At 42.5% G+C, this 18,804-nt stretch carries 17 protein-coding genes and 1 tRNA gene; 6 read left to right on the forward strand and 12 right to left on the reverse strand.

Annotated features, from left to right (window positions below; translation table 11 throughout):
• Nucleotides 1–287: 287 nt before the first annotated feature.
• From FJ354_05525 to FJ354_05535, 3 genes are read right to left on the reverse strand one after another with little or no spacing between them, the layout of a single operon-like run.
• A complete protein-coding gene (locus FJ354_05525; GenBank protein ID MBM3906121.1) occupies nucleotides 288–614 on the reverse strand; it encodes a hypothetical protein in 327 nt (108 codons plus the stop codon).
• Between the two features lie 30 nt (nucleotides 615–644).
• The gene (locus FJ354_05530; GenBank protein MBM3906122.1) at nucleotides 645–1,826 is read right to left on the reverse strand and encodes a hypothetical protein; all 1,182 of its coding nucleotides are present in this window, start codon (nucleotides 1,824–1,826) and stop codon (nucleotides 645–647) included.
• Between the two features lie 23 nt (nucleotides 1,827–1,849).
• Nucleotides 1,850–4,759 (reverse strand): peptidase, encoded by a 2,910-nt coding sequence (locus FJ354_05535; GenBank protein ID MBM3906123.1) that lies wholly within the window; start codon nucleotides 4,757–4,759, stop codon nucleotides 1,850–1,852.
• 74 nt (nucleotides 4,760–4,833) lie between these two features.
• Between FJ354_05535 and FJ354_05540 the strand changes: the two genes are divergently transcribed.
• Entirely contained in the window at nucleotides 4,834–6,192 is a 1,359-nt protein-coding gene (locus tag FJ354_05540) for a cation-efflux pump (protein ID MBM3906124.1), read from the forward strand.
• On the opposite strand, the gene FJ354_05545 is transcribed toward FJ354_05540, so the two are convergent.
• Both FJ354_05545 and FJ354_05550 read right to left on the reverse strand, forming a co-directional pair.
• Nucleotides 6,189–7,355, reverse strand: coding sequence for a divalent cation transporter (locus tag FJ354_05545; protein MBM3906125.1), 1,167 nt, complete (start codon nucleotides 7,353–7,355; stop codon nucleotides 6,189–6,191). The two genes, FJ354_05540 and FJ354_05545, sit on opposite strands and share 4 nt — an antisense overlap.
• Nucleotides 7,356–7,357: 2 nt before the next feature.
• On the reverse strand, nucleotides 7,358–8,356 hold the full coding sequence (locus FJ354_05550; GenBank protein MBM3906126.1) for a copper oxidase: 999 nt from the start codon (nucleotides 8,354–8,356) through the stop codon (nucleotides 7,358–7,360).
• Nucleotides 8,357–8,488: 132 nt separating this feature from the next.
• Between FJ354_05550 and FJ354_05555 the strand changes: the two genes are divergently transcribed.
• Nucleotides 8,489–8,989: a hypothetical protein gene (locus FJ354_05555; protein ID MBM3906127.1), complete on the forward strand. Its 501-nt coding sequence runs from the start codon at nucleotides 8,489–8,491 to the stop codon at nucleotides 8,987–8,989.
• On the opposite strand, the gene FJ354_05560 is transcribed toward FJ354_05555, so the two are convergent.
• From FJ354_05560 to FJ354_05570, 3 genes are read right to left on the reverse strand one after another with little or no spacing between them, the layout of a single operon-like run.
• Nucleotides 8,982–9,275: a hypothetical protein gene (locus FJ354_05560; GenBank protein ID MBM3906128.1), complete on the reverse strand. Its 294-nt coding sequence runs from the start codon at nucleotides 9,273–9,275 to the stop codon at nucleotides 8,982–8,984. The genes FJ354_05555 and FJ354_05560 overlap by 8 nt on opposite strands.
• A gap of 8 nt (nucleotides 9,276–9,283) precedes the next feature.
• Complete coding sequence (locus tag FJ354_05565) at nucleotides 9,284–10,624, reverse strand: VWA domain-containing protein (protein ID MBM3906129.1); 1,341 nt, start codon at nucleotides 10,622–10,624, stop codon at nucleotides 9,284–9,286.
• Nucleotides 10,611–12,221, reverse strand: coding sequence for a hypothetical protein (locus FJ354_05570; GenBank protein ID MBM3906130.1), 1,611 nt, complete (start codon nucleotides 12,219–12,221; stop codon nucleotides 10,611–10,613). The genes FJ354_05565 and FJ354_05570 overlap by 14 nt, the downstream gene beginning before the upstream one ends.
• Before the next feature lie 97 nt (nucleotides 12,222–12,318).
• Here FJ354_05570 and FJ354_05575 point away from each other — a divergent pair, with 97 nt between their 5' ends.
• From FJ354_05575 to glmS, 3 genes are read left to right on the forward strand one after another with little or no spacing between them, the layout of a single operon-like run.
• Nucleotides 12,319–12,930, forward strand: a complete 612-nt coding sequence (locus FJ354_05575; GenBank protein MBM3906131.1) for a 30S ribosomal protein S13 — start codon at nucleotides 12,319–12,321, stop codon at nucleotides 12,928–12,930.
• 11 nt (nucleotides 12,931–12,941) lie between these two features.
• Nucleotides 12,942–13,484, forward strand: coding sequence for a 30S ribosomal protein S4 (locus FJ354_05580; GenBank protein MBM3906132.1), 543 nt, complete (start codon nucleotides 12,942–12,944; stop codon nucleotides 13,482–13,484).
• A 46-nt stretch (nucleotides 13,485–13,530) separates the two neighbouring features.
• Nucleotides 13,531–15,291, forward strand: a complete 1,761-nt coding sequence (gene glmS / locus FJ354_05585; GenBank protein MBM3906133.1) for a glutamine--fructose-6-phosphate transaminase (isomerizing) — start codon at nucleotides 13,531–13,533, stop codon at nucleotides 15,289–15,291.
• Here the strand turns inward: glmS and FJ354_05590 are convergent.
• The 3 genes from FJ354_05590 to FJ354_05600 are packed head-to-tail and all read right to left on the reverse strand — an operon-like array spanning nucleotide 15,278 to nucleotide 17,598.
• Complete coding sequence (locus FJ354_05590) at nucleotides 15,278–16,339, reverse strand: TIGR00303 family protein (protein MBM3906134.1); 1,062 nt, start codon at nucleotides 16,337–16,339, stop codon at nucleotides 15,278–15,280. The two genes, glmS and FJ354_05590, sit on opposite strands and share 14 nt — an antisense overlap.
• Nucleotides 16,340–16,954: an MBL fold metallo-hydrolase gene (locus tag FJ354_05595; GenBank protein ID MBM3906135.1), complete on the reverse strand. Its 615-nt coding sequence runs from the start codon at nucleotides 16,952–16,954 to the stop codon at nucleotides 16,340–16,342.
• Nucleotides 16,951–17,598 (reverse strand): NAD(P)H-hydrate epimerase, encoded by a 648-nt coding sequence (locus FJ354_05600; GenBank protein MBM3906136.1) that lies wholly within the window; start codon nucleotides 17,596–17,598, stop codon nucleotides 16,951–16,953. The genes FJ354_05595 and FJ354_05600 overlap by 4 nt, the downstream gene beginning before the upstream one ends.
• Nucleotides 17,599–17,670: 72 nt before the next feature.
• Between FJ354_05600 and FJ354_05605 the strand changes: the two genes are divergently transcribed.
• On the forward strand, nucleotides 17,671–18,270 hold the full coding sequence (locus FJ354_05605; GenBank protein ID MBM3906137.1) for an RNA-binding protein: 600 nt from the start codon (nucleotides 17,671–17,673) through the stop codon (nucleotides 18,268–18,270).
• Between the two features lie 407 nt (nucleotides 18,271–18,677).
• Here FJ354_05605 and FJ354_05610 read toward each other — a convergent pair.
• Nucleotides 18,678–18,762, reverse strand: a tRNA-Leu gene (locus tag FJ354_05610).
• Between the last annotated feature and the right edge of the window lie 42 nt (nucleotides 18,763–18,804).

Genomic DNA, 18,804 nt, shown 5'->3' on the forward strand with positions numbered 1-18,804 from the left:
CTGTTTACTAGGAATTTTTGCGCATCTTTCTTTACATTATACAATACTATGACGTCCACCTTTTCGCCTTTCTTGTATAGTTCTGGAGGTATTTGGACTGTTATTCATTCAATGATTGTTTTGCCCTTTTATCGGAATTGTCTTTGAGGTTGATTTTTCTTTTTTATTTCTGATTTTTTATTCCAGTCATCGCTACAATAGATTTCTTTGAGATTGGTAATTTCTACAGGTATTCTCCATTAGTTCAGGATCCAGCGAGTGCGGCTTGGTGTTGGTTTTTAAAAAAACTAGCCTAGCTTTTTGATTGCCTCATCAGCAATTGTGTTTCTCTTTGGAGAAATGACAATGAAATATGTCTTGTCTGCTCGCTCTATTGCGGCTACCTTCCTGTACGAATTTGCATTGATATCAAATTCTAGAATTCTTCCGTCTAGTTCTGCCTTTGTGTATATCATCAGGTACACGTCGCCTCCATTGTGGGTCAGCGGGATAAATGCAAAGACATAGCCCTTGTAATAGTTGATCGGCATTGTGTTTTTCATAGGTGGCATGACAGCTGCCATGTATGAGAAAATGTCAGTAATTGAAGAAAATTCCTCATATTCTACGTGCATGAGGTTGTTTTGATAATAGAGAATATAATCCTAAAGGCGTCTTTGTTGGAGCAAGCCCTTAACTTTGACTATGACTAGCGCTGGTGCGACAAAGTACATGCCAATGTTTAGCAGTATCACACCAATACCATAGCCCAACATTTCCTGTTCGGAGTCAATGTTAGCATAGTTCAGTATAGACATTGTCGACAGCATTGGAGTTATTGCGGTCTTTACTACTTCCTTGAATAGTGGACTTTGCCTTTCCAGGTCTGCCACTGCCGGACTGAACGCATAGTAGAATTCATTGAATCCTGCCATGAATGTTGTTCCTGCGCCGGTACTATAGAGAGTTCCGTCTCTTACTTCTCTGAGTAGCTGTACTTGTGGTGCAAGTTCAGTTCCAAAGGCTGCGGTTGCAATCAGGCATCCACTCTCTTCACCTGCTTTTGCATCTGGGACACAAATTCCGTTTTCAGCGTGAGTTCCTGGACCACAGTTGATTAGGGTTTGTTCTTCAGTTTCAACACATTTACCATTAACTAGTTCCTCTCCTGGTGGACATTCTACTGTTTCTACTGGTTTTACTATGCAAGAGTTGGTTTCTTCATCATATTCTGTTCCGGCTCCACAGTTTGGCTGTGTTGGCATGGTTGGCGGAGTTATGCATTGATTATTGACAATGATTTGATCTGGGGCACATTGTACTGGAGGTAATACTGTTGGTGAATCTTCTCCACCATTATAGAAGAATGTGGTTTCTGCCTTTTGAGGGCCATAATTTACTATGATTTTGTAATCACCTTTTTTATTCCAAAGTGGACCCCCTACGACAAAATTATCTGAAAAAGTACCATCTAAGAGAGGACTCACTTGTTTAACTGTGACGATATTAGTAGCGCCTGTTCCATTAATAATTGGCCCTACAATTCTGACTGTAATATCTATCAGATTATTGACATCCGGGCTCTTGATTAAGCCACTAAAAATTACTCTGTCACCAGATTCGTAAAGTGGGAGTTCTGCTGAAACCGACAGTGGTGGTATTTGGGAAGACTGACCAAACGCCATAGATGTGGTTGATGTAAACAACATTATGGACAATAAAGCTACTACGAGTCTCCCAGCTCCTGTCATGTCTAGGCTGATACAAGAATTCAGGGTATTTATGTATTCTATGAAAGAAAAGTTGACTCGAATATGGTTTTGTTGAACCTTTTTTGACCTAGTCATCTCGATCTAGTTTTTCAAAAAAATTATTTTTTCTTTACCGTAAAGTTCACTTTGCCGACATAATTTTTTAGATAATCAATGTCAACTGTATACTGACCGGTTGGCGAATTTGGTTTTAGCATAATTATTGTTTTGTAGCTACCAGTCTTTGTGGCAAATGCATGTAGTGTGGTGGATTTTCCGTCTGGCGTTTGCAGTGTGAACTTGATCTTGGTTCCCGGTTTGTAGTCTTGGATCTTGCCTGTCAGAACCACGTCTGTTGTTTTTCCAGGACTGGGTAATGTATATGATTTTGAATCAAGCTTTGCGGAGCTTGGAGTAGCCAACTTTGCCTTTGTTGTAGTCTTTGTCAGACTCGATATGCTTTCCTGGCCTGATGAATCCCTAAAGTCATAATATTTCAGATCAATAGTTCCACCTACTGGGAAAATCAGTGCAGTGCCTGCCTTGTTGCAGATTTTTGAGGGCATCTTGAATACTCCTTCGAATCGTCCTGTGTTTGGTCCAGTCTCTACTAGTGAAAATCCACTTGCACCTAGACCGCCAGTTTCCACGCCGTTTATTGTGCAACGCTTGTACCTAATGTCCTTGATTAGCACCTCAAGAAGAATTCCTCCACTTGAGCTGCCTACAGTATCTACGTTTGTCGAGGCTGGATCGTCTATTACAGAATAGGTGTCAATGGAATCGTGGTTTATGTTCAAGTCTTGGTCCACAAGAACCACGGTTACTGGTTGTCCAAATCTAAAGACGTTTGTAGTAAGTGATGCGCTACCAGTGTGAGTCCTAATGTCGGTTTTTGACGACACCCCTGTTGTGGTACCGGTTTTTGCAACATCGGAATATGCAATGTTAATTCCTTTTTCATCAATTAGTCTTTGGTTGACAAAAAACTTGACATCATCATCTATTGTGCGAAGTGTCTTGATGGTGTTTGCGTCAAACTGGTTTAACTGGTTTGCGATGGTATACTCCATGCTGCCAGTAAATATTCCGGAGTTGGACGATGTCTCCTCCAATTCAAATCTATAAATTCCATTAATAATGTCGACATTATTTTTGCGCCCAAACGAAAATAGATCAAGGACTATTGGTTGTGTGTCTGTCTCTGAAGATATAGAACCTTGCGCAGGGGAATTATTTGACGAGTCAAAGTTTACTACTAAAAATGCAGTGCCAGACTTTGCTGCAATTGCATCAACTGCAGCATTTGGCAATTGCACAAATCCCTGTTCACTTGTCATGTTTGCTGTACTGACAAGCGTTACAGGTGTTGCATCGGTTAGGCCAAAGAAAAGTTGAATTGTTGTATCTGCAAAGTCAGAAATTCCAAGCTGTTTTTGCAATGATCTGAAATCATAGTTTACCCAGTTTGTTCCCTGGTCGCCAGAGTTTATTCTTAGCAAGAGATTTTGCAGCGTAGTGGCAGAAAGTCCCGTGTCTGCTGACAGTTTCTCAAAGCTTTGGTTTGCAATTCCTGTTGATGGTCCTGTATTCAGAACTAGCCTGTCAGATGCAGTGTCCGGTACAGATGATGAAACAGATGTGCCTCCAGTCAGTGCGTCGGTAGACAGAGTGTATATCTTGACGCTTCCTGCTCCTTGGAGTGTGCCTGGATTTCCTATTGTGAGACTAGGAATCAAAGCAGTACTTCTAAAGACGTCGAGCTTGTCCTTTGCGCCAGAGTTGACGTTTTGGTCTGGGTCGCTTACCGTGATTACCACCTTTTGGCCAGAGACGGGCTGATTTGTGCCTAGTAAAATATTGGCATCGGCTAGGCCAGACATAATAGAGTATGATTTTTGGTCGTATTGTATGGTAGCAGATTGTCCACGTGGGGCATTTGATTTGATTTTAATGGTAGACACGTTAGAAAAGTCAAAGTTCGCAAATGTGGCCGAGTTTGGCTGAGATTCTACAAGAGTTATGATTTGTGAAAATGTTGTGGTGCCGTCGCTTACAGTTGCGGTTTGGTGCCCGTTTGCCTGCAGTTCTGCAACGCTACCAAGGCTGATTGCTATTTTTCCATTGTTGTCAAATCCAAGAGAAGATAATTGCGATGAGAGATTTACCAGTCCTGCACCCCCGGCTGCCGAATTTGCACCATTTTCCGTAAATGCTGCATAAAAGACAGTTTGTGGTGAATCAATGTTAAATGTCCAGGAATCCCTAGATGTCGGGTCTTGATTTAGCTGCATGTCTCGAATAGTCATAAAGACTTGGGAGTTTGGCGGATATTTTGGCCTGTCTAGCGATGTTGTAATGTTTGGTATTTCATCATATTTTAGTTTGACAGATTGAGTTCCTCCCGCCGCATTGTATTGTATTATAACATCATTGTTGAAAGAATATAGCTGAATTATTGGCCAGACTGCAGAGTTTAGGCCTATCTGTCCTGATGGGATTACCGAGTTTGTGTTAATTGTTCGCGGGTTGCGGATCACATTGTTCACGGTTGCGCCTGCAGGAACACTGGTACATGTGGAAAACCCAGAGTTGCCGTTTGTTGCGCCGGCCGCACCTGTCTTTGGTATTGCTATACCATCAGACTCTGAAAATGACGGGCCAAACACAATTGTGTCCCTGCTGCAAAATTCGCCAAAGTCAAGGCCTAGTCCCGCAAGACCGACTGTCTCGTCCGCTATCTTTGCTTTTTCCAAATTTGCAAAATAGCCGTACCACTTTCCGTCGGTTGCCTGGACCATTCGGATGTTATTGCCGTTTAGTGTGACGTCTGGCTCGCCCTTGCCTTCGCCGGTGGCAGAAAGGGACTGATCGTGGATTACTACCTCTATTACCATCGAGCCTGCAAAGTGATTTTTATGGTACGAGTTTTCTGCGGATACGTAAAGATTTGGGTTGGCAGCATCAACCTGTGCCAAAAAAGGCACCAGTAAGAATCCCAATGCTCCCAGCAATGCCAGCTTGCTCAATTTATCTGAGTTTTGTGCCTATCAAAAATAACGTTTCCGTATGATTTATTCGTAAACCACTAGTTATTGCTTTGATGGAAAATGTCTTTTTGAAAAGGACTGTGGTACTCAAGATATCACTGACAGCAATTTTGTCGGCATTTTTAGTAGAGTTCTTTTTTGGGATATTATCGAATAGTCTAGCATTACTAACAGACAGCATTCATGCATTATTGGACAGTGTTGTAACAATAGTGTTGTTATTGGCAGCAAGATTTGCGATCAAGCCTCCAGATGCAGAGCACACCTATGGTCACGGAAAGGTAGAGTCCCTCGGCGGAATGATTGGCGGAATTGCGATATTCCTGATTGCCTGTTTTTTTATTTTTGAGGCGATAATGAGAATACAAAGCCCTACTCACCATACCTTCACCAGCACCTTGGCTCTTGTTGGTGCAGCATACACAATTTGTGTGGATATTTTCAGAATCATACTTCTAAGACGTGCCATATCAAAACTAGGAGGCACTACGCTCAAGGCCGACTTTTACCATGCGTTTTTGGATTTGGGATCAACACTTGTTGTAATTGCTGGAATTGCACTGGTGTCATTTGGCTTTGACCATGGTGACTTTTTTGCGGCAATAGTGCTTGGCGGACTGCTTTGCGTTCTTGCAATCAAGCTAGTATACAGAACAGCCCAAGACCTAACGGATATCATCTCACCGGAGCTGGTAAACAGGGTTCAAAATATCGTATTGTCCACAGAGGGAGTAATAGGTACAGGTCCTATTCTTATGAGAAGGTCAGGCGACTCGATATTTTCAGATGTAACAATATCTTTGCGGGCAGATGTCAGCTTTGACAAGGCGCACGAGATATCGACTGCGGTTGAGAAAAACATCAAGGAGCACATCTCAAACTCTGAGATCACAGTACATTTTGAGCCCAGCTGGAAGGGTGTTCCATCGGATTCAAAGATTTACGAAATCGCATCAAGCGTTTCAGGCGTAAAGGGAATACATAACATAAGTCAGCACACATCAGCAGGCTCTACATTTGTTAGTCTTCATGCAATGGTAGACAGACAAATGAGCCTTGATGATGCACACCGCATATCAGAGATAATTGAGGAGAAAATCCTAAAGGAGTTGCCAGAAATAGACCGCATTACAATACACCTAGAACCATACATTACAATGCCAAAGGACCTAAAGTCATACGACACCAATGATGAAAAAATAATTCAGTTACTAAAGGAGCACACCCAAGTCAAGAAGATAGGCAGCATTGTAACATTGAACTTTGATGATTTGATCAAAATAGACATCGACTGTTCATTTGATAAGAACCTAACAATTGAAAAGGTTCATGATGTGACATCAAAAATAGAGCAAAGCATTCGAAGTCACTTCAAGAATTCCGTCATAACAATACATCCAGAGCCATATTAGATCAGAATGCTAGTCACATACATGATTATCATTCCGACTGCGATTCCTCCGGCAGTTGGTGCAGACAGGAGCCCCTGCTCGTCTTGTCTTATCCATTTTAGAATTGCCACTATGACCTGAAATATTGCGCCAGCTCCTACCGACAAGAAGATAATTGCAGAAATTGGTGAATATTGGAATCCGCCAATCCATGCACCAAATATTGCAGGCGCCCCTGCTATTACGCCCATTGCTGCTAGTTTTGCAATCATTGGCTTTTGGCGAGCCATCGGAGCTGCTATTGCCAAGCCCTCAGTGGTATTGTGGATGGTAAAGCCGACTATGAGAAATGTGCTCAATGCAATTTCGCCCAAACCAATTGCTGCGCCTATTGCTAGGCCCTCACCTAGGTTGTGCAGTCCTATCCCTATTGAGACCATCAGGGCGATGGTTACTGACTTGGATGCGGATGAAACACGGCTGATTAGCTTCTCAGACACATAATACAATCCGACAAAAGAGCCAACTACAACTGTTGCAACAAGCAGCTGCCCATTGAATGCACCAGAGAGCCTTTGTGCAGAGATCTCCATTCCTTCCTCTATTGCATCTATTCCCAAAAACAAAAGCAGGCCTGCAGTTAGTGCCAAAAAGAACTTGTATTTTGCAGGGCTCATCTTTGCAATAAACGGAAACCACAGTAATCCAATCAATACAGGAATTATGCCAACATAGGTGCCAATCACTGCAAAGTACGACACAAGATCAATGTTTGGCTTGATTGCAGGAGCTGCCGCCTTTACTGAATAAGCGAAACGGGTTCCGTCATTTACTGTGAGACCTATCTCGTACGGTTCTGCTTCATTCCACGAATATGGTATTCTGACTATGGCCGTCTCAAATCTCGCCAAATGCTTGTCTGGCTCTATTGCCGCCGGCTGGATTCTGTCGTTGACGTCGGCCTGAGCAATTGACAATTCTATTGGTCCTGTGTTTCTTACTGTGATCTGGATTTCAGATTCCACAAAGTCGACTCGCTCTATTGTGATGTTAGGTAGTGGAGTTCCAAAGTTTACAAGCTCGGCCCCCGGGCCAAAAAGATAAACAATCATTGTTGAGAGTAAGACTAGCGGTATTATTCCAGCTACCGCGATTTTTGTCTTGGATGTTTTTGTAGATTCCATTATTACGTTACCTCGTCTTGCACCAAGAACAGTCCGCTCCAGCCCTTTTCCGCAAACTCGGTCTTGTGGGCATGGAACATGAACTTGCCTGGAGTGTTATAGGTAAACTCCATTATTCCACGCTCGCCTTGCGATAAAGTTATCATGTCGGTAAATGCGCTAGGCACGCTGTACGTGCCTGTTGGGTAATAATGGTACAGATTGGCATGGAGGTGGAAATTGTTTATCTGATCAAATTCCAGTATGTTTACCACATAGATTCGCACAAGTTCGCCTTTTTTGATCTGGATTGGGTGATGCTGATAGTAAAACGGTATGGTATTTGCTGCGTAGAAATTATTTTCTGCATCAAAGTCAGTGTCAAATCCATTTAGCACCATCACCATTTCGTCTGCTTGTGGGCGCGGCTCTTTTGGATCTACAATGTAAACTCCGTACAGTCCGTGTGAGATGTGTTCCTCTAGTGGCATGACATGACAATGATATGGATGAACACCTACCGGGCCTGCCTCAAATTCGTATGTGAATTGTCCCCCACCAGAACCTACCGGCTCAAAGACTCCGTCCATTTCTGCGGCATGGAATCCATGAAAGTGAATCGTGTGGGTTTTAGAGCCCATGTTGATGAATTTTACCTTGACCCAGTCCCCTTCGGTGGCACGTATTGTGGGGCCTGGCACCGTTCCATTAAAGGTCCAGACATTGTAAAAGACGCCCGGCGATATCTCCATTACCTTGTCGTCTTCTGCAATTATGGTGTATTCACGTACTGTCTTGCCATCAACACTTGATATTCTACCATAGTTAAACTCGCGAAGATACTTGTCGGGATCGATTTCTACTGTTTGCGCAGTGTATATTGGATCCAGTACATCTCCAGACGTTTTGATTACGCCGCCAGTATGGGTGACAAAGGTTTTTTCCTCTTTTGCATCAGAGGAAGTTGGATAAACAAGATAAAGTGCGGCTAGAGTTGCAGTTACTGCTAGGGCAAATAACATCTTTGAGAACGGCTTCAAGACAATCTTGGTTGAATTTTTGTTTATTTAAATTTAGCCTAGGCTAAATTTCTTAACCAATACTAACTTTTGAGGCTCCAATACCAATATAGAGGCTCAAAAAGAGGCATATGCATGATAAAAAAGTCTGTCCTGATCCTCTTTGTGGGCGGCGCACTAGTAGCAATCGGGATGGTGCTATCATATACTGGCGCATCAGTCATTTCTGGCCAAGTATCCATTAAAGAAATGCTAGTCAACGGAACGATACCCGCTACACTTGAAAAAGAGCTAGACCCGTCAGTGACAGAACAGGGTGCATTTGTAGTACGGGCAGAAAGCGAAGAGCGAACAAACCTAATCGCCACTGTGTATGGTCCGTTTGGAGAAGAAATTGCTTCAAAGAAGATAACCGAGGTTTCAACTGAGGATTATTTTGACATTGAATCCAAGGGGGCATACAAGCTCGAAATAAGAAATAGTGGCCAAGAAACTCCAGTCGTGTTGGGCCTGACTCATATGCCAGACAAGTCAATTATTGCACTAAACATGTTGGGACAGTACATGATCCTCACAGGGTTTGTCGGAGTCGGAGTTGCCGGAATATACGCGTTGAAAACAAGAAAGTCTAGTTAAGATAGCTGTCTAGCTCTGTTAGGCCGTCAACTACACCCTTGTAGTTTTCGTCATTTTCCATGAATTTTGCCAGCTTGTCAGAGTCAACCGAATAGGTATTGCCAGACAAAATGACAAATCCGGTTCCTGCAAGATATGCCAGTCTGGTTTTAATTTCAGATTCCTCTATTCCAAGGCTTGAGGACAATACTGTAGATTCCTTTGGTCCAGACTCCAGTTCCGCCATTATTGTTGATACATTATAATCAAAGAGTGCTTGTGCTACTTTGGCCTTGTCATATGACATGGTTTTGGTTAGTTTTTTGACCCTAATATCTTCTTGGTGTTGTAAAGATAGTCAATCACTAGGACTTTGTCCATGTTGTTTTGGTTTATGAGGTAGGTTTTGCCTTTGAGAGTTTTTTCCATCTGCTGCACGTATTCTAGCAGTTCTGATTCCTCGCTGACTACAATGGAATCAATTTGGATGTTTTCTCGCAGGCATTTTTTTGCCTCCAACATGGTTCGCTCGTCTACTTTGGAATCGACCTTTTTGTACCTGTAACAAAGGTAGACCTGCGCTCCTTGGGACTGGTCGATTGCAAGCTTTCTTTCCGATTTTATTTTGGATAGTAATGGCTCGTTTGGTACATAAAAGTTGGAGTGCGGCTTTTCTGATAGAATTGCATTCTTCTGGGAATCATTGTCAACAAAACAGGCACTGGGCTGGCCGTCGGTAATCATTACGATTCTTTTGTTTTTTGCACTTGTCTTTTGGAGGATCCTTTTTGCTAGCCTAAATGCAGCCTGATAATTTGTATAGTGGAGGAATTCGTCGTTTGCATCATATGTCCTCAAAAAAGGAATGTCAAATGGATTAATCATGGATGCCATCGAGGCAAAACCAATTATTTTGATGGAATCGTTTGGAAAGAACCTATTGTTCAAAACGTAAAGACTCCATAATGCTCGCTTTGCTGCCTCTATTCTGCTCATCCCAGAGCTGCTCAGAGACGATTTCATAGTAGAGCTCAGATCAATACAGTACACAATTGCAGCTCGGACATCTTCGGTTGTCTCAAATTCCTCAAAGTCGTCAATATCCAAGTCCAGAGGAAAGTCAGGTGTTTTTCCTTTCTTTGATAGCCGCCGGATTGTGTTTAGCATGCTGGCATATACATTTAACAGCTTTAGCTCGCCGCCAAGCTCAAATTTTTTTGTGGTGTCAAGTATGGTGTTGCCAGTGCCTATGGATTTTGTCTCATGCAGCCCAAAGTCGCCGGCTTTTATCTCTGCCAGCATATCCTTGAGGATCTGGTTTCCTATTGCAAGGAATCCTTTTTTCGTGAGCCAATTTTTTTCGTCCTTGAGATAGCCGTGCTCTAGCAGATATTTGGTGATGGGTTTTGTATCGTCACTTTTTGGGAATTGGTCGGATTCTGTTTGGGTCTGATCCGAGCTTTCCCCATCAATGTTTCTCTGGAGAATTGACTCTAGTTCCTCTAAGCTTGGCGCCGTTTCCCGCATCGATTGGTTTGCCAGTGACTGGAGCAGTTTTTCTATTGTCTGCGTGTCCAGGTCTTTTGATCTTTCAGAGGATTGCTTTTCTTCTGTGCTTGACTGGTAGACGAATTTTTTTAGATTATGCTGCAACATAGCCCGCGTCTTTTTTGTCTATTATCTTTGGTGTGGAATAATGCAAGCCGTCCAGGATTATTTCTAGGATTGCAGCTTTTAGTTCGGCTTCCGTGTTTGGCGATATTGTAATGTTTTTGGCATGAGTGTCTTTTGCAAGGCTTGACTGTTCTGGTATTATTTGTTCCAGCTTGGATTGAACCAATTTTGATAGATTTGTAAAATTAAGAAGCTGGTTAGAGTAAGAGACTTGGCCGTTCTGCCAGACCATTCCCTGTGATACTTGGAATGTTTTGCCAGAGAATTCCTGTTTTATTGCATCAAGTGTTTCTTGCTGTATATCTTGGATGTATTCTAGGCATGTTTCGCGAATGGAATCGCCAAGAATAAAGTCGAATATTTTTCTGCGGTTTTCTAGCGTGTCGTCAATTTCGGATAGTTCAAACTTGGCAATCTGCCCTAGGCAATACATATCAGAGTGTCGCGGAACGGGAATTACTTTGTGAGGTATGGCGCGAGTTCTCTCTGATTCTCCAACTAGCAACTCTAGTCCATGAATTCCAAATCTCACACTGACTCCTTTTGCCTGGTTGATCTCGGAATTTACGCGAGCCTTGTGTACTAGTCTTGCCAGAGTTTTTAGTATAAAGACAGGAACAAGGCAGCTTGCAAGTTTTGCCTCTTGTAGAATAATTTGCATTTCATGTTCTATTGTTTTTGGATAGTGTGTGTGTATGTGGGATTTTAGTCTGTCATATAGCGGCTCTATTATTTTGCCAGAATGAGTATAATCAATTGGGTTTGCAGTTGCAAAAAACACAGTATTTGGCTCAAAAATTATTGGATACGAACCTGTGGTGTATCTTCCCTCTTGCAATACAGACAATAATGCTACCTGCTTTCTTGGATCCAGAACAGGAAGCTCATCAATACAAAAGATTCCGTGCTTTGCCTGGAGCAGCTGTCCCGGGGAATACGAGTCGATTTTGTACATTTCGACTCCCTTTTTTGCAACCTTGATTGCGTCGATATAGCCAACCAAGTCCTTGACAGAAATGTCTGGTGTTGCCAAGACATAACGGAATCTCTGCGAGCCTTCTATCCAGTTAATCTTAGTATCCAGCTTGTTGTCTTGGATTTTTTTTGTGCTCTCTGGGCTGATGTGAAATGTTGTTGATGCGCCTGAGAGTTCTTGTCCTTCTAATAATGACACAAGATCGTCTTGTGGCAGATCCATTGGGGTGTCATTTGTAATGGAACCATCAATTACTGGAATTGGTGATAGGAGGTTTTTTGCAATGACCTCGACTAGTCTTGTTTTTGCCTGGCCTATTTGCCCAATCAAAAACACATCATGGCATGACAAAATAGCTCTGTCCAATGCAGGAACAACAACATCGTCATAGCCCACAATTCCCGGATATTTGATTCCGTTTTCATTTATTGCGCGAATTAGATTTTGTCTGAGCTGCTCTTTAGCGTCCAATAACCTATAGCTGATTTCTAGTAGATCGCCAATCGTTTTGAGCGACTGGTAATCTTCTGGCAGGCCTGCCTTAATCTGCGTGTACTTTGGTTGCGAACCATAACACTTTGAGACTAGCTGCGAGGCTTCCAAGTGATATTACTTGGTTTATTTTATCTAATAATATTGTGGAGATGCCAAAATAGCCAAGGCAGGGTTTTTATCGGGGTCGCTTGGACTCCCCAATTACTTGTCAGCACAAGACTATAGACACATTGTAAGAATTGTAGGAAAGGACATTCCGGGAGACAAAAAGCTCTCAGTAGGCCTAACCCACATCAAAGGTGTCGGATACAACTTTGCCAATGCGATAATCGGTGCACTGGACTTGAACCCAAATAGCAACATTGGTTTTTTGACAGAGTCCCAAGTTGAGTCCATTGAAAAGACACTCAAGGACCCAACTACAGTAAAATTCCCATCTTGGTTACTAAACAGAAGAAAGGATGTTGAGACAGGCACGACCACACATCTTATCACATCAGACGTAGCATTTACAGTTAGAAATGATATTGAACGAGAAAAGCTCTCAAACAGTTGGAGGGGCTTTCGTCACATTTATGGATTAAAGGTTAGAGGACAGCGAACCCGAACCACTGGTCGTAAAGGAGCATCAGTCGGTGTAAAGAAGGGAGGAAAAGTGCTACCTGCAGGAGCTGCACCAGCAGCTGCACCAGGAGCTGAAGCGCCATCTGCCCCAGCTGCAGGAGCTGCACCAGCAGCCAAGCCAGCTGCAGGAGCTGCACCAGCAAAACCAGCCGCGGCCTCAGCTGCAAAACCAGCTGCTCCAGCAAAGAAATAGAGGGAATGTGAATGGGAGATCCAAAATATCCAAGCCGAGTCTGGAAGAAACCAAAGCGTCCACTGAACTATGACTTTATGATGGAGGATCTCAACACACTTGGCAATTATGGTCTAAAGAATAAGCGTGAATTATGGAAGGCAAGAACCGAATTATCTAGGGTAAGGCACCAAGCAAGATCACTACTTGCACTCAGACAAGAAGTTCGTGCACAAAAAGAACCAATCCTGATGAAGTCACTTGCAAAGATTGGCCTCGTAAAAGATGATGCAACACTTGATGACGTATTGAACTTGGCAGTGAACAGCCTACTCGATAGAAGACTGCAAACAATAGTCCAGAGAAAGTTCACATTAAAGACACCGTACCAAGCAAGACAGGCAATTGTCCACGGCCACATCACAATTGGCGACAGAGTCATCACAGTCCCATCATATACAGTAACAGTAAAAGAGGAAAACATCATACAATTGTCACCAAAATTCAAGTTCCAGGCACCTGCCCCAGCATCCGAGCCCGAAGTAAAAGAAGAAGTGCCTGCAGAACAATCATAAGACAAGCTTATCTTTAATACACCATTTTAGTAGATCAGTACAGAAAATGTGTTCTATTATCGGCTATTATGGCGACTTGCCGGCAGCGCCAATTTTGGTAAATGGCCTTAAGCGAATGGAATATCGAGGATATGACAGTGTAGGCGTTGCCACAAAGTCCGACAACGATATTGTAGTCAAAAAAGGAGTAGGCAAAGTAGAAGTAGTAAACAATGCATTACAACTGGATAATTTGCCAGGCCATGTAGGAATAGGCCACACACGTTGGGCAACACACGGAAATGTTACCGATGTCAATGCGCACCCACACCCCAGCAGCTCTGGCAAAATTGCCATAGTACACAATGGAATCATAGAAAACTATGAGGAGCTAAAGGCTGACCTTGAAAAAAGAGGCTATCGCTTCCAAAGCCAGACAGACAGTGAGGTGATTGCAAATCTGCTCCAATTCAACTATGACCAAACCCACGACATAAAACAATCCATGATAAAGACAGTATCAAAGCTGAAGGGTCACTATGCATTTGTCGCAATGTTTGAGAACGGAATTTTGTCTGCCGCAAGATATCACGAGCCTCTAATAATTGGAATTGGGAAAAAGGGATTTTTCCTATCCAGTGATGTCTTGGGATTTATCGAAAAGACAGATGATGCCATCTATTTGGACAACGGTGAGCTGGTAATACTGGACAGAATTGGAATTCAGATTTACGATTTTGATGGAAACGCGGTAAAGCACCAGGTGACAAAAGTATCAAAGGAATTTGCAGATGCATACAAGGGAGACTATGCGCACTTTACACTAAAGGAAATATCAGAGCAGCCAGAAACCATAGTGTCAGCTGGCGAAAAATCTGCAGACGCAATCAATATTGCAACGGAATTCATCAGGCATGCGCGAAGCATCTATGTTACAGGAAGCGGTACCAGCTATAATGCAGCGCTGGTTGCAAAATATCTGTGGCAAAAATACGCAAAAATCAAAGTAGAGCCAATCATATCCAGCGAATTATCATTTACGCCAGAGACAATAGAGCCAAACTCTATTCTAATCGCAATATCCCAAAGCGGCGAGAGCGCAGATGTGTTAGAGGCAGTCAAGATTGCAAAAAAGGCAAACGCCAAGATCCTCTCCATTGTGAATATTTTGACATCTTCCCTGGCGCAAGAGTCTGCATTGGTAATTGGAATGGGTTGTGGACCAGAAATTGGTGTGGCAGCAACGAAGAGCTTTACTGCACAGCTTAGCATCATCTATAAAATTACCAAAAAACTCTGCGATGGATGCGTCAACATTGATGGTGAAAAGATTTCATCGGCTGTTGCCAAGGTACTAGCTGATCACACCAAGATTAAGGAAACAGCAAAAGAGCTCAAGGACGTCCAAGACATTTACATTTTGGGTCGAGCCGTCCACTATCCAATTGCGACAGAATCTGCGCTAAAGCTAAAAGAATTATCGTACATTCATGCAGAGGGAATTCCAGGTGGAGAGCTAAAGCACGGGCCGCTTGCCCTTATGGACTCTAGTGTCTATGTCGTGATCATTAATCCAAACGACTTTACCTATAACGACACCCTGACAAGTGCACGAGAGATAAAGGCACGCGGTGCCAAGATCATCGGAGTCTCTGACAAGCCAAGTGACGTTTATGATCATTGGATACAGATCCCAACCATAGATGATGCCCTATATCCTATAATTGAGATTATTCCAATTCAGCTACTATCGTATTATTCAGCAATAGAAAAGAACACAGATCCTGACTATCCAAGAAATCTGGCAAAATCCGTCACTGTGAAATAGTTTCTAGGTATTGCTTTTCGGTTAGCGCGAGTAATTGATCAGAGTCGATTCCAATTTTTAGCATTGCCGCAAGCGATGCCCCGCCTGCGCCAACTCCTTCCTTTACAAACCCATTTGCAAAAGCCCGCAGCCCCTCAATTTTGGATTTGTCTAGTGCAAGTCTCACTGAAAACACTGGGATTTCATCAATTTGAGATATCATTTTTACAAGATTTGCCGTCTTGTCGTCTGTCACATATGATGTTGTGGCAATTGCAACATTGTCACGATTATACCCGGTGATTCTACCAAATGCCAGAACCGCCGCCATCTGGGTTCCACCTGCCAGAATAACCTTGGTCTGGGCAGATGCGGTACTGAGAATTCCCGCAACTGTAGGTATCATCGGGTCACCTCCGTTTGAGACAACATCGAATTGGTTTTTTGATTCAGTTCTTTTTGCAACATCGTTTGCAATTTTTTGTTTAAGCGATAGTGGATTTTCCGGCATGCTGCTACTTACTGAGCCTTCTATTCCAAGAGACGTCAGAACTGTCTGTGCAGTCGTAGTACCACCAGGGATGCTCTCACCAATAACAAGACAGTCAGTAGTGGAGCCAAGCGACCTGCCAATCATCCTTCCGTATTGTACTGCATGGGTCACATCATCAAGCGACATGGCTGGTTCTACTGCAATGTTTTTTCCATGAATCAGGCCGGTTTCAAAACATGGTAAATGTGGAGTAATTTTGCTTCCGGCATTTACTATGACATTTGGAATGCTTGCCGACTCTAGTGCAGTCTTTGTTAATAGTGCTGGCGTCGGCTTTCCATCAGGAGTCATAGGTATTGCATCAATACACTTGCAGTACCCAAAGTTGAGAAATTCTGCATCGGCAGGAGAGGTATAAGGAAGGACCTCGGGTGCTTTTCCAGCCACGGTGATTCCAGGAATTGTGCAGGTTTCAGTGTATGATATCACCAGAGAAAAGAGAAATTGTTTTTTTTCTAGTTGCTCTAGGAATTTTTCTCCATTTTTTTGTACAAAAACGTCTACGTCCTTGTGCAATTAGCCAATACCCATTATTTCCAAAAATTCAGCTTCTGTCCTTGGCTGCATAACAAAGTTCATCTTTTTTTGTGTGCCCAGAGTCGAGGTAGGAGCAGAGCCATAGTTGTGCCCAGGATACATCACCAAGTTATCGTCCATTTTGCGCATAACATTGACTATACTATGATACAGTTCCCTTACATCTCCTCCAGGAAGATCCACCCTTCCGCACGTTCCAACAAAGAGCGTGTCGCCAGAGAAGATCTTGCCATCACCTACAAGGCATATGCTATCCTTGGAGTGTCCGGGTGTATGAACCACTGTAAGTTCGGAGCTACCAAATCTGATCTTGTCCCCGTCAGATACCTCTAGGTCATGCTTTATTGTGGATGTTTTGTATTGCAGTATTGGTGCGCCCGTTTCCTTTTTCATTGCGTCATTTCCTATTGTGTGATCGAAGTGATGGTGAGTATTTACAATGTATTTTATTTTGATATTATTTTTCTGGACAATTCTCATTATTTCGTCCAGATCCCAGGACGGATCGATTATGATTCCCTCACTTGTTGATTCATCTTCCAGAACATAGGTAAAGTTCTGCATGCTGCCAACTGAAATCTGATGAACTATCATAGTACACCTATTTCGGCTTCTGGTGGGATGCCAATCTTTTCAACAAAGATTGTTCCGCAAAGGTCATTTCTTTTTGGCATTCCTCGCTTCATTTTGTGAAATGTGACAGTCATGTCTGCTTTTACATACTTGTTTGCTGTGTTTCCCGTGTCAGGGTCAACACCAGAAGGAACATCGACTGCTATTTTGAATGCCTTTGTTTTGTTGATAAGATCAATTGCCGATGCATGCGGCTCTCTAATGTCTCCAGAGATTCCGGTTCCCAAGATTCCATCTATTATGATATCAACGTCAAAGTTTGCAGCATCGTTTGGACCAAACCCAAGCTGAATCGAGTTCATCTTTTCTAGGACTTGCCAGTTTGTTATACATTCTATGGTCTTGATCCCTGATGGGTTTCCCAACAGTATTACGGTTACTTTGCTTCCATATCCCGCCAAGTGTCTTGCTACCACTAATGCGTCGCCACCATTGTTACCAAGGCCTGCAAAGACTAGGATTTTTTTTGATGATATGTCTGGAAATTTTTCCACTATTCTTTTCACCATCGAAGCGCCAGCGTTTTCCATCATTAGTTGTCTAGGAAAGCCCATCTGGTGTCCGTTTTCCTCGATTTGATACATTTGCCTGACTGTGATTTCCACTACCCATCTAAATTTTTGACATAAAATAAGTTATTTGAAAACGACTTTATCCTAGGTTTTCAGAATTAAACCATGGATTCAACAAAGAAATCTCTGGACAGAATCTCAAAGGCGCTAGAAAAAAACCTAGACGAGAGAGAAAGTCTGATCAAAAATACAAGGCAGATCATCACGTTGTGTAGCGAATCTATAATAGATTGCCACAAAAACGACATAAAATCAGCTACAAAAAAGATCCTGCAGGCAAAAAGACTACTAGAGCAATACCGCAAAAACATCGACAGGGCACTATACAAGTACCTCATACCCTCTGAGCAGGAGTTCGTAGAGGCATCATCATTTTTGGCACTGATCCAAGGCAAAGAGATCCCTAGTCCAGAAGTACTCAAGGTAAAGGACGAATCGTATGTTTTGGGATTGTTGGACTGTATCGGAGAGATGCGAAGAGACGTTTATGATAAAATCCGAGTCGGTAAGTCAGAGGATGCAAGAAAAATGTTTGAGAAAATGGACGAGTTGTATTTGATGCTGTATCCATTTGCGTATTTTGATAAGATAGTCAAAGAGGCAAGAAGGAAGCTAGATGTTTCAAGAATTCTAGTCGAAGAGACGCGAATTGCGATTACTGAAGAGATAAGACGATCAGATCTGATAAGAAATCTCAAAAAGTGAGCATTTTAGTTATTTTTTTGATTTAGCTTAGATATCTTTTCTTCAACTAACAGGGCAGCATGTAACGTAATTTCTGCAATGAGTTTAAGCTGGGCTTTTTTCAGTCACTAAGTTTACTCAATTGAACACCACTTAAACGGTCATCAGCTCGTCTAGATTTTTCTGATGATTCTTTGTATAGAAATTTTGCTACAGGTGGACTGGTTAATATTATTTGTATTATATCATCTGCACGAATTAGCTTAATTGATATTGTACCAATATCGTACTGCTGACTTAAACATCATCATTCATTGAGGTTCGGAATGACTAAATTATTTTAAAATTCTTTCATTGATTGATCCTTACGATAGATATGCCAAATCAATTTCCGTATTAAGTATGAAAAAGCTCTAGAAGTTGAGTAATGCGGGAAGTGGGATTTGAACCCACGAAATCCTAAGATACTAGCCCCTCAAGCTAGCGCCGTTGGCCAGGCTTGGCGACTCCCGCAGCAAAATTCCATGGATGGTTTTTATAACCTTACTTGATTTT

The organism is Nitrososphaerota archaeon, assembly GCA_016872055.1.
Lineage (GTDB): Archaea > Thermoproteota > Nitrososphaeria > Nitrososphaerales > Nitrosopumilaceae > Nitrosotenuis.

Bases quoted from the DNA above. Each gene is read 5' to 3' on its own strand.
- FJ354_05565 (MBM3906129.1), bottom strand. From the start codon at position 10,624: ATGTTGCAGCATAATCTAAAAAAATTCGTCTACCAGTCAAGCACAGAA.
- glmS (MBM3906133.1), top strand. From the start codon at position 13,531: ATGTGTTCTATTATCGGCTATTATGGCGACTTGCCGGCAGCGCCAATT.
- FJ354_05550 (MBM3906126.1), bottom strand. From the start codon at position 8,356: ATGTTATTTGCCCTAGCAGTAACTGCAACTCTAGCCGCACTTTATCTT.
- FJ354_05560 (MBM3906128.1), bottom strand. From the start codon at position 9,275: ATGTCATATGACAAGGCCAAAGTAGCACAAGCACTCTTTGATTATAAT.
- FJ354_05530 (MBM3906122.1), bottom strand. From the start codon at position 1,826: ATGACTAGGTCAAAAAAGGTTCAACAAAACCATATTCGAGTCAACTTT.
- FJ354_05580 (MBM3906132.1), top strand. From the start codon at position 12,942: ATGGGAGATCCAAAATATCCAAGCCGAGTCTGGAAGAAACCAAAGCGT.
- FJ354_05540 (MBM3906124.1), top strand. From the start codon at position 4,834: ATGGAAAATGTCTTTTTGAAAAGGACTGTGGTACTCAAGATATCACTG.
- FJ354_05525 (MBM3906121.1), bottom strand. From the start codon at position 614: ATGCACGTAGAATATGAGGAATTTTCTTCAATTACTGACATTTTCTCA.
- FJ354_05555 (MBM3906127.1), top strand. From the start codon at position 8,489: ATGATAAAAAAGTCTGTCCTGATCCTCTTTGTGGGCGGCGCACTAGTA.
- FJ354_05605 (MBM3906137.1), top strand. From the start codon at position 17,671: ATGGATTCAACAAAGAAATCTCTGGACAGAATCTCAAAGGCGCTAGAA.
- FJ354_05545 (MBM3906125.1), bottom strand. From the start codon at position 7,355: ATGGAATCTACAAAAACATCCAAGACAAAAATCGCGGTAGCTGGAATA.
- FJ354_05595 (MBM3906135.1), bottom strand. From the start codon at position 16,954: ATGATAGTTCATCAGATTTCAGTTGGCAGCATGCAGAACTTTACCTAT.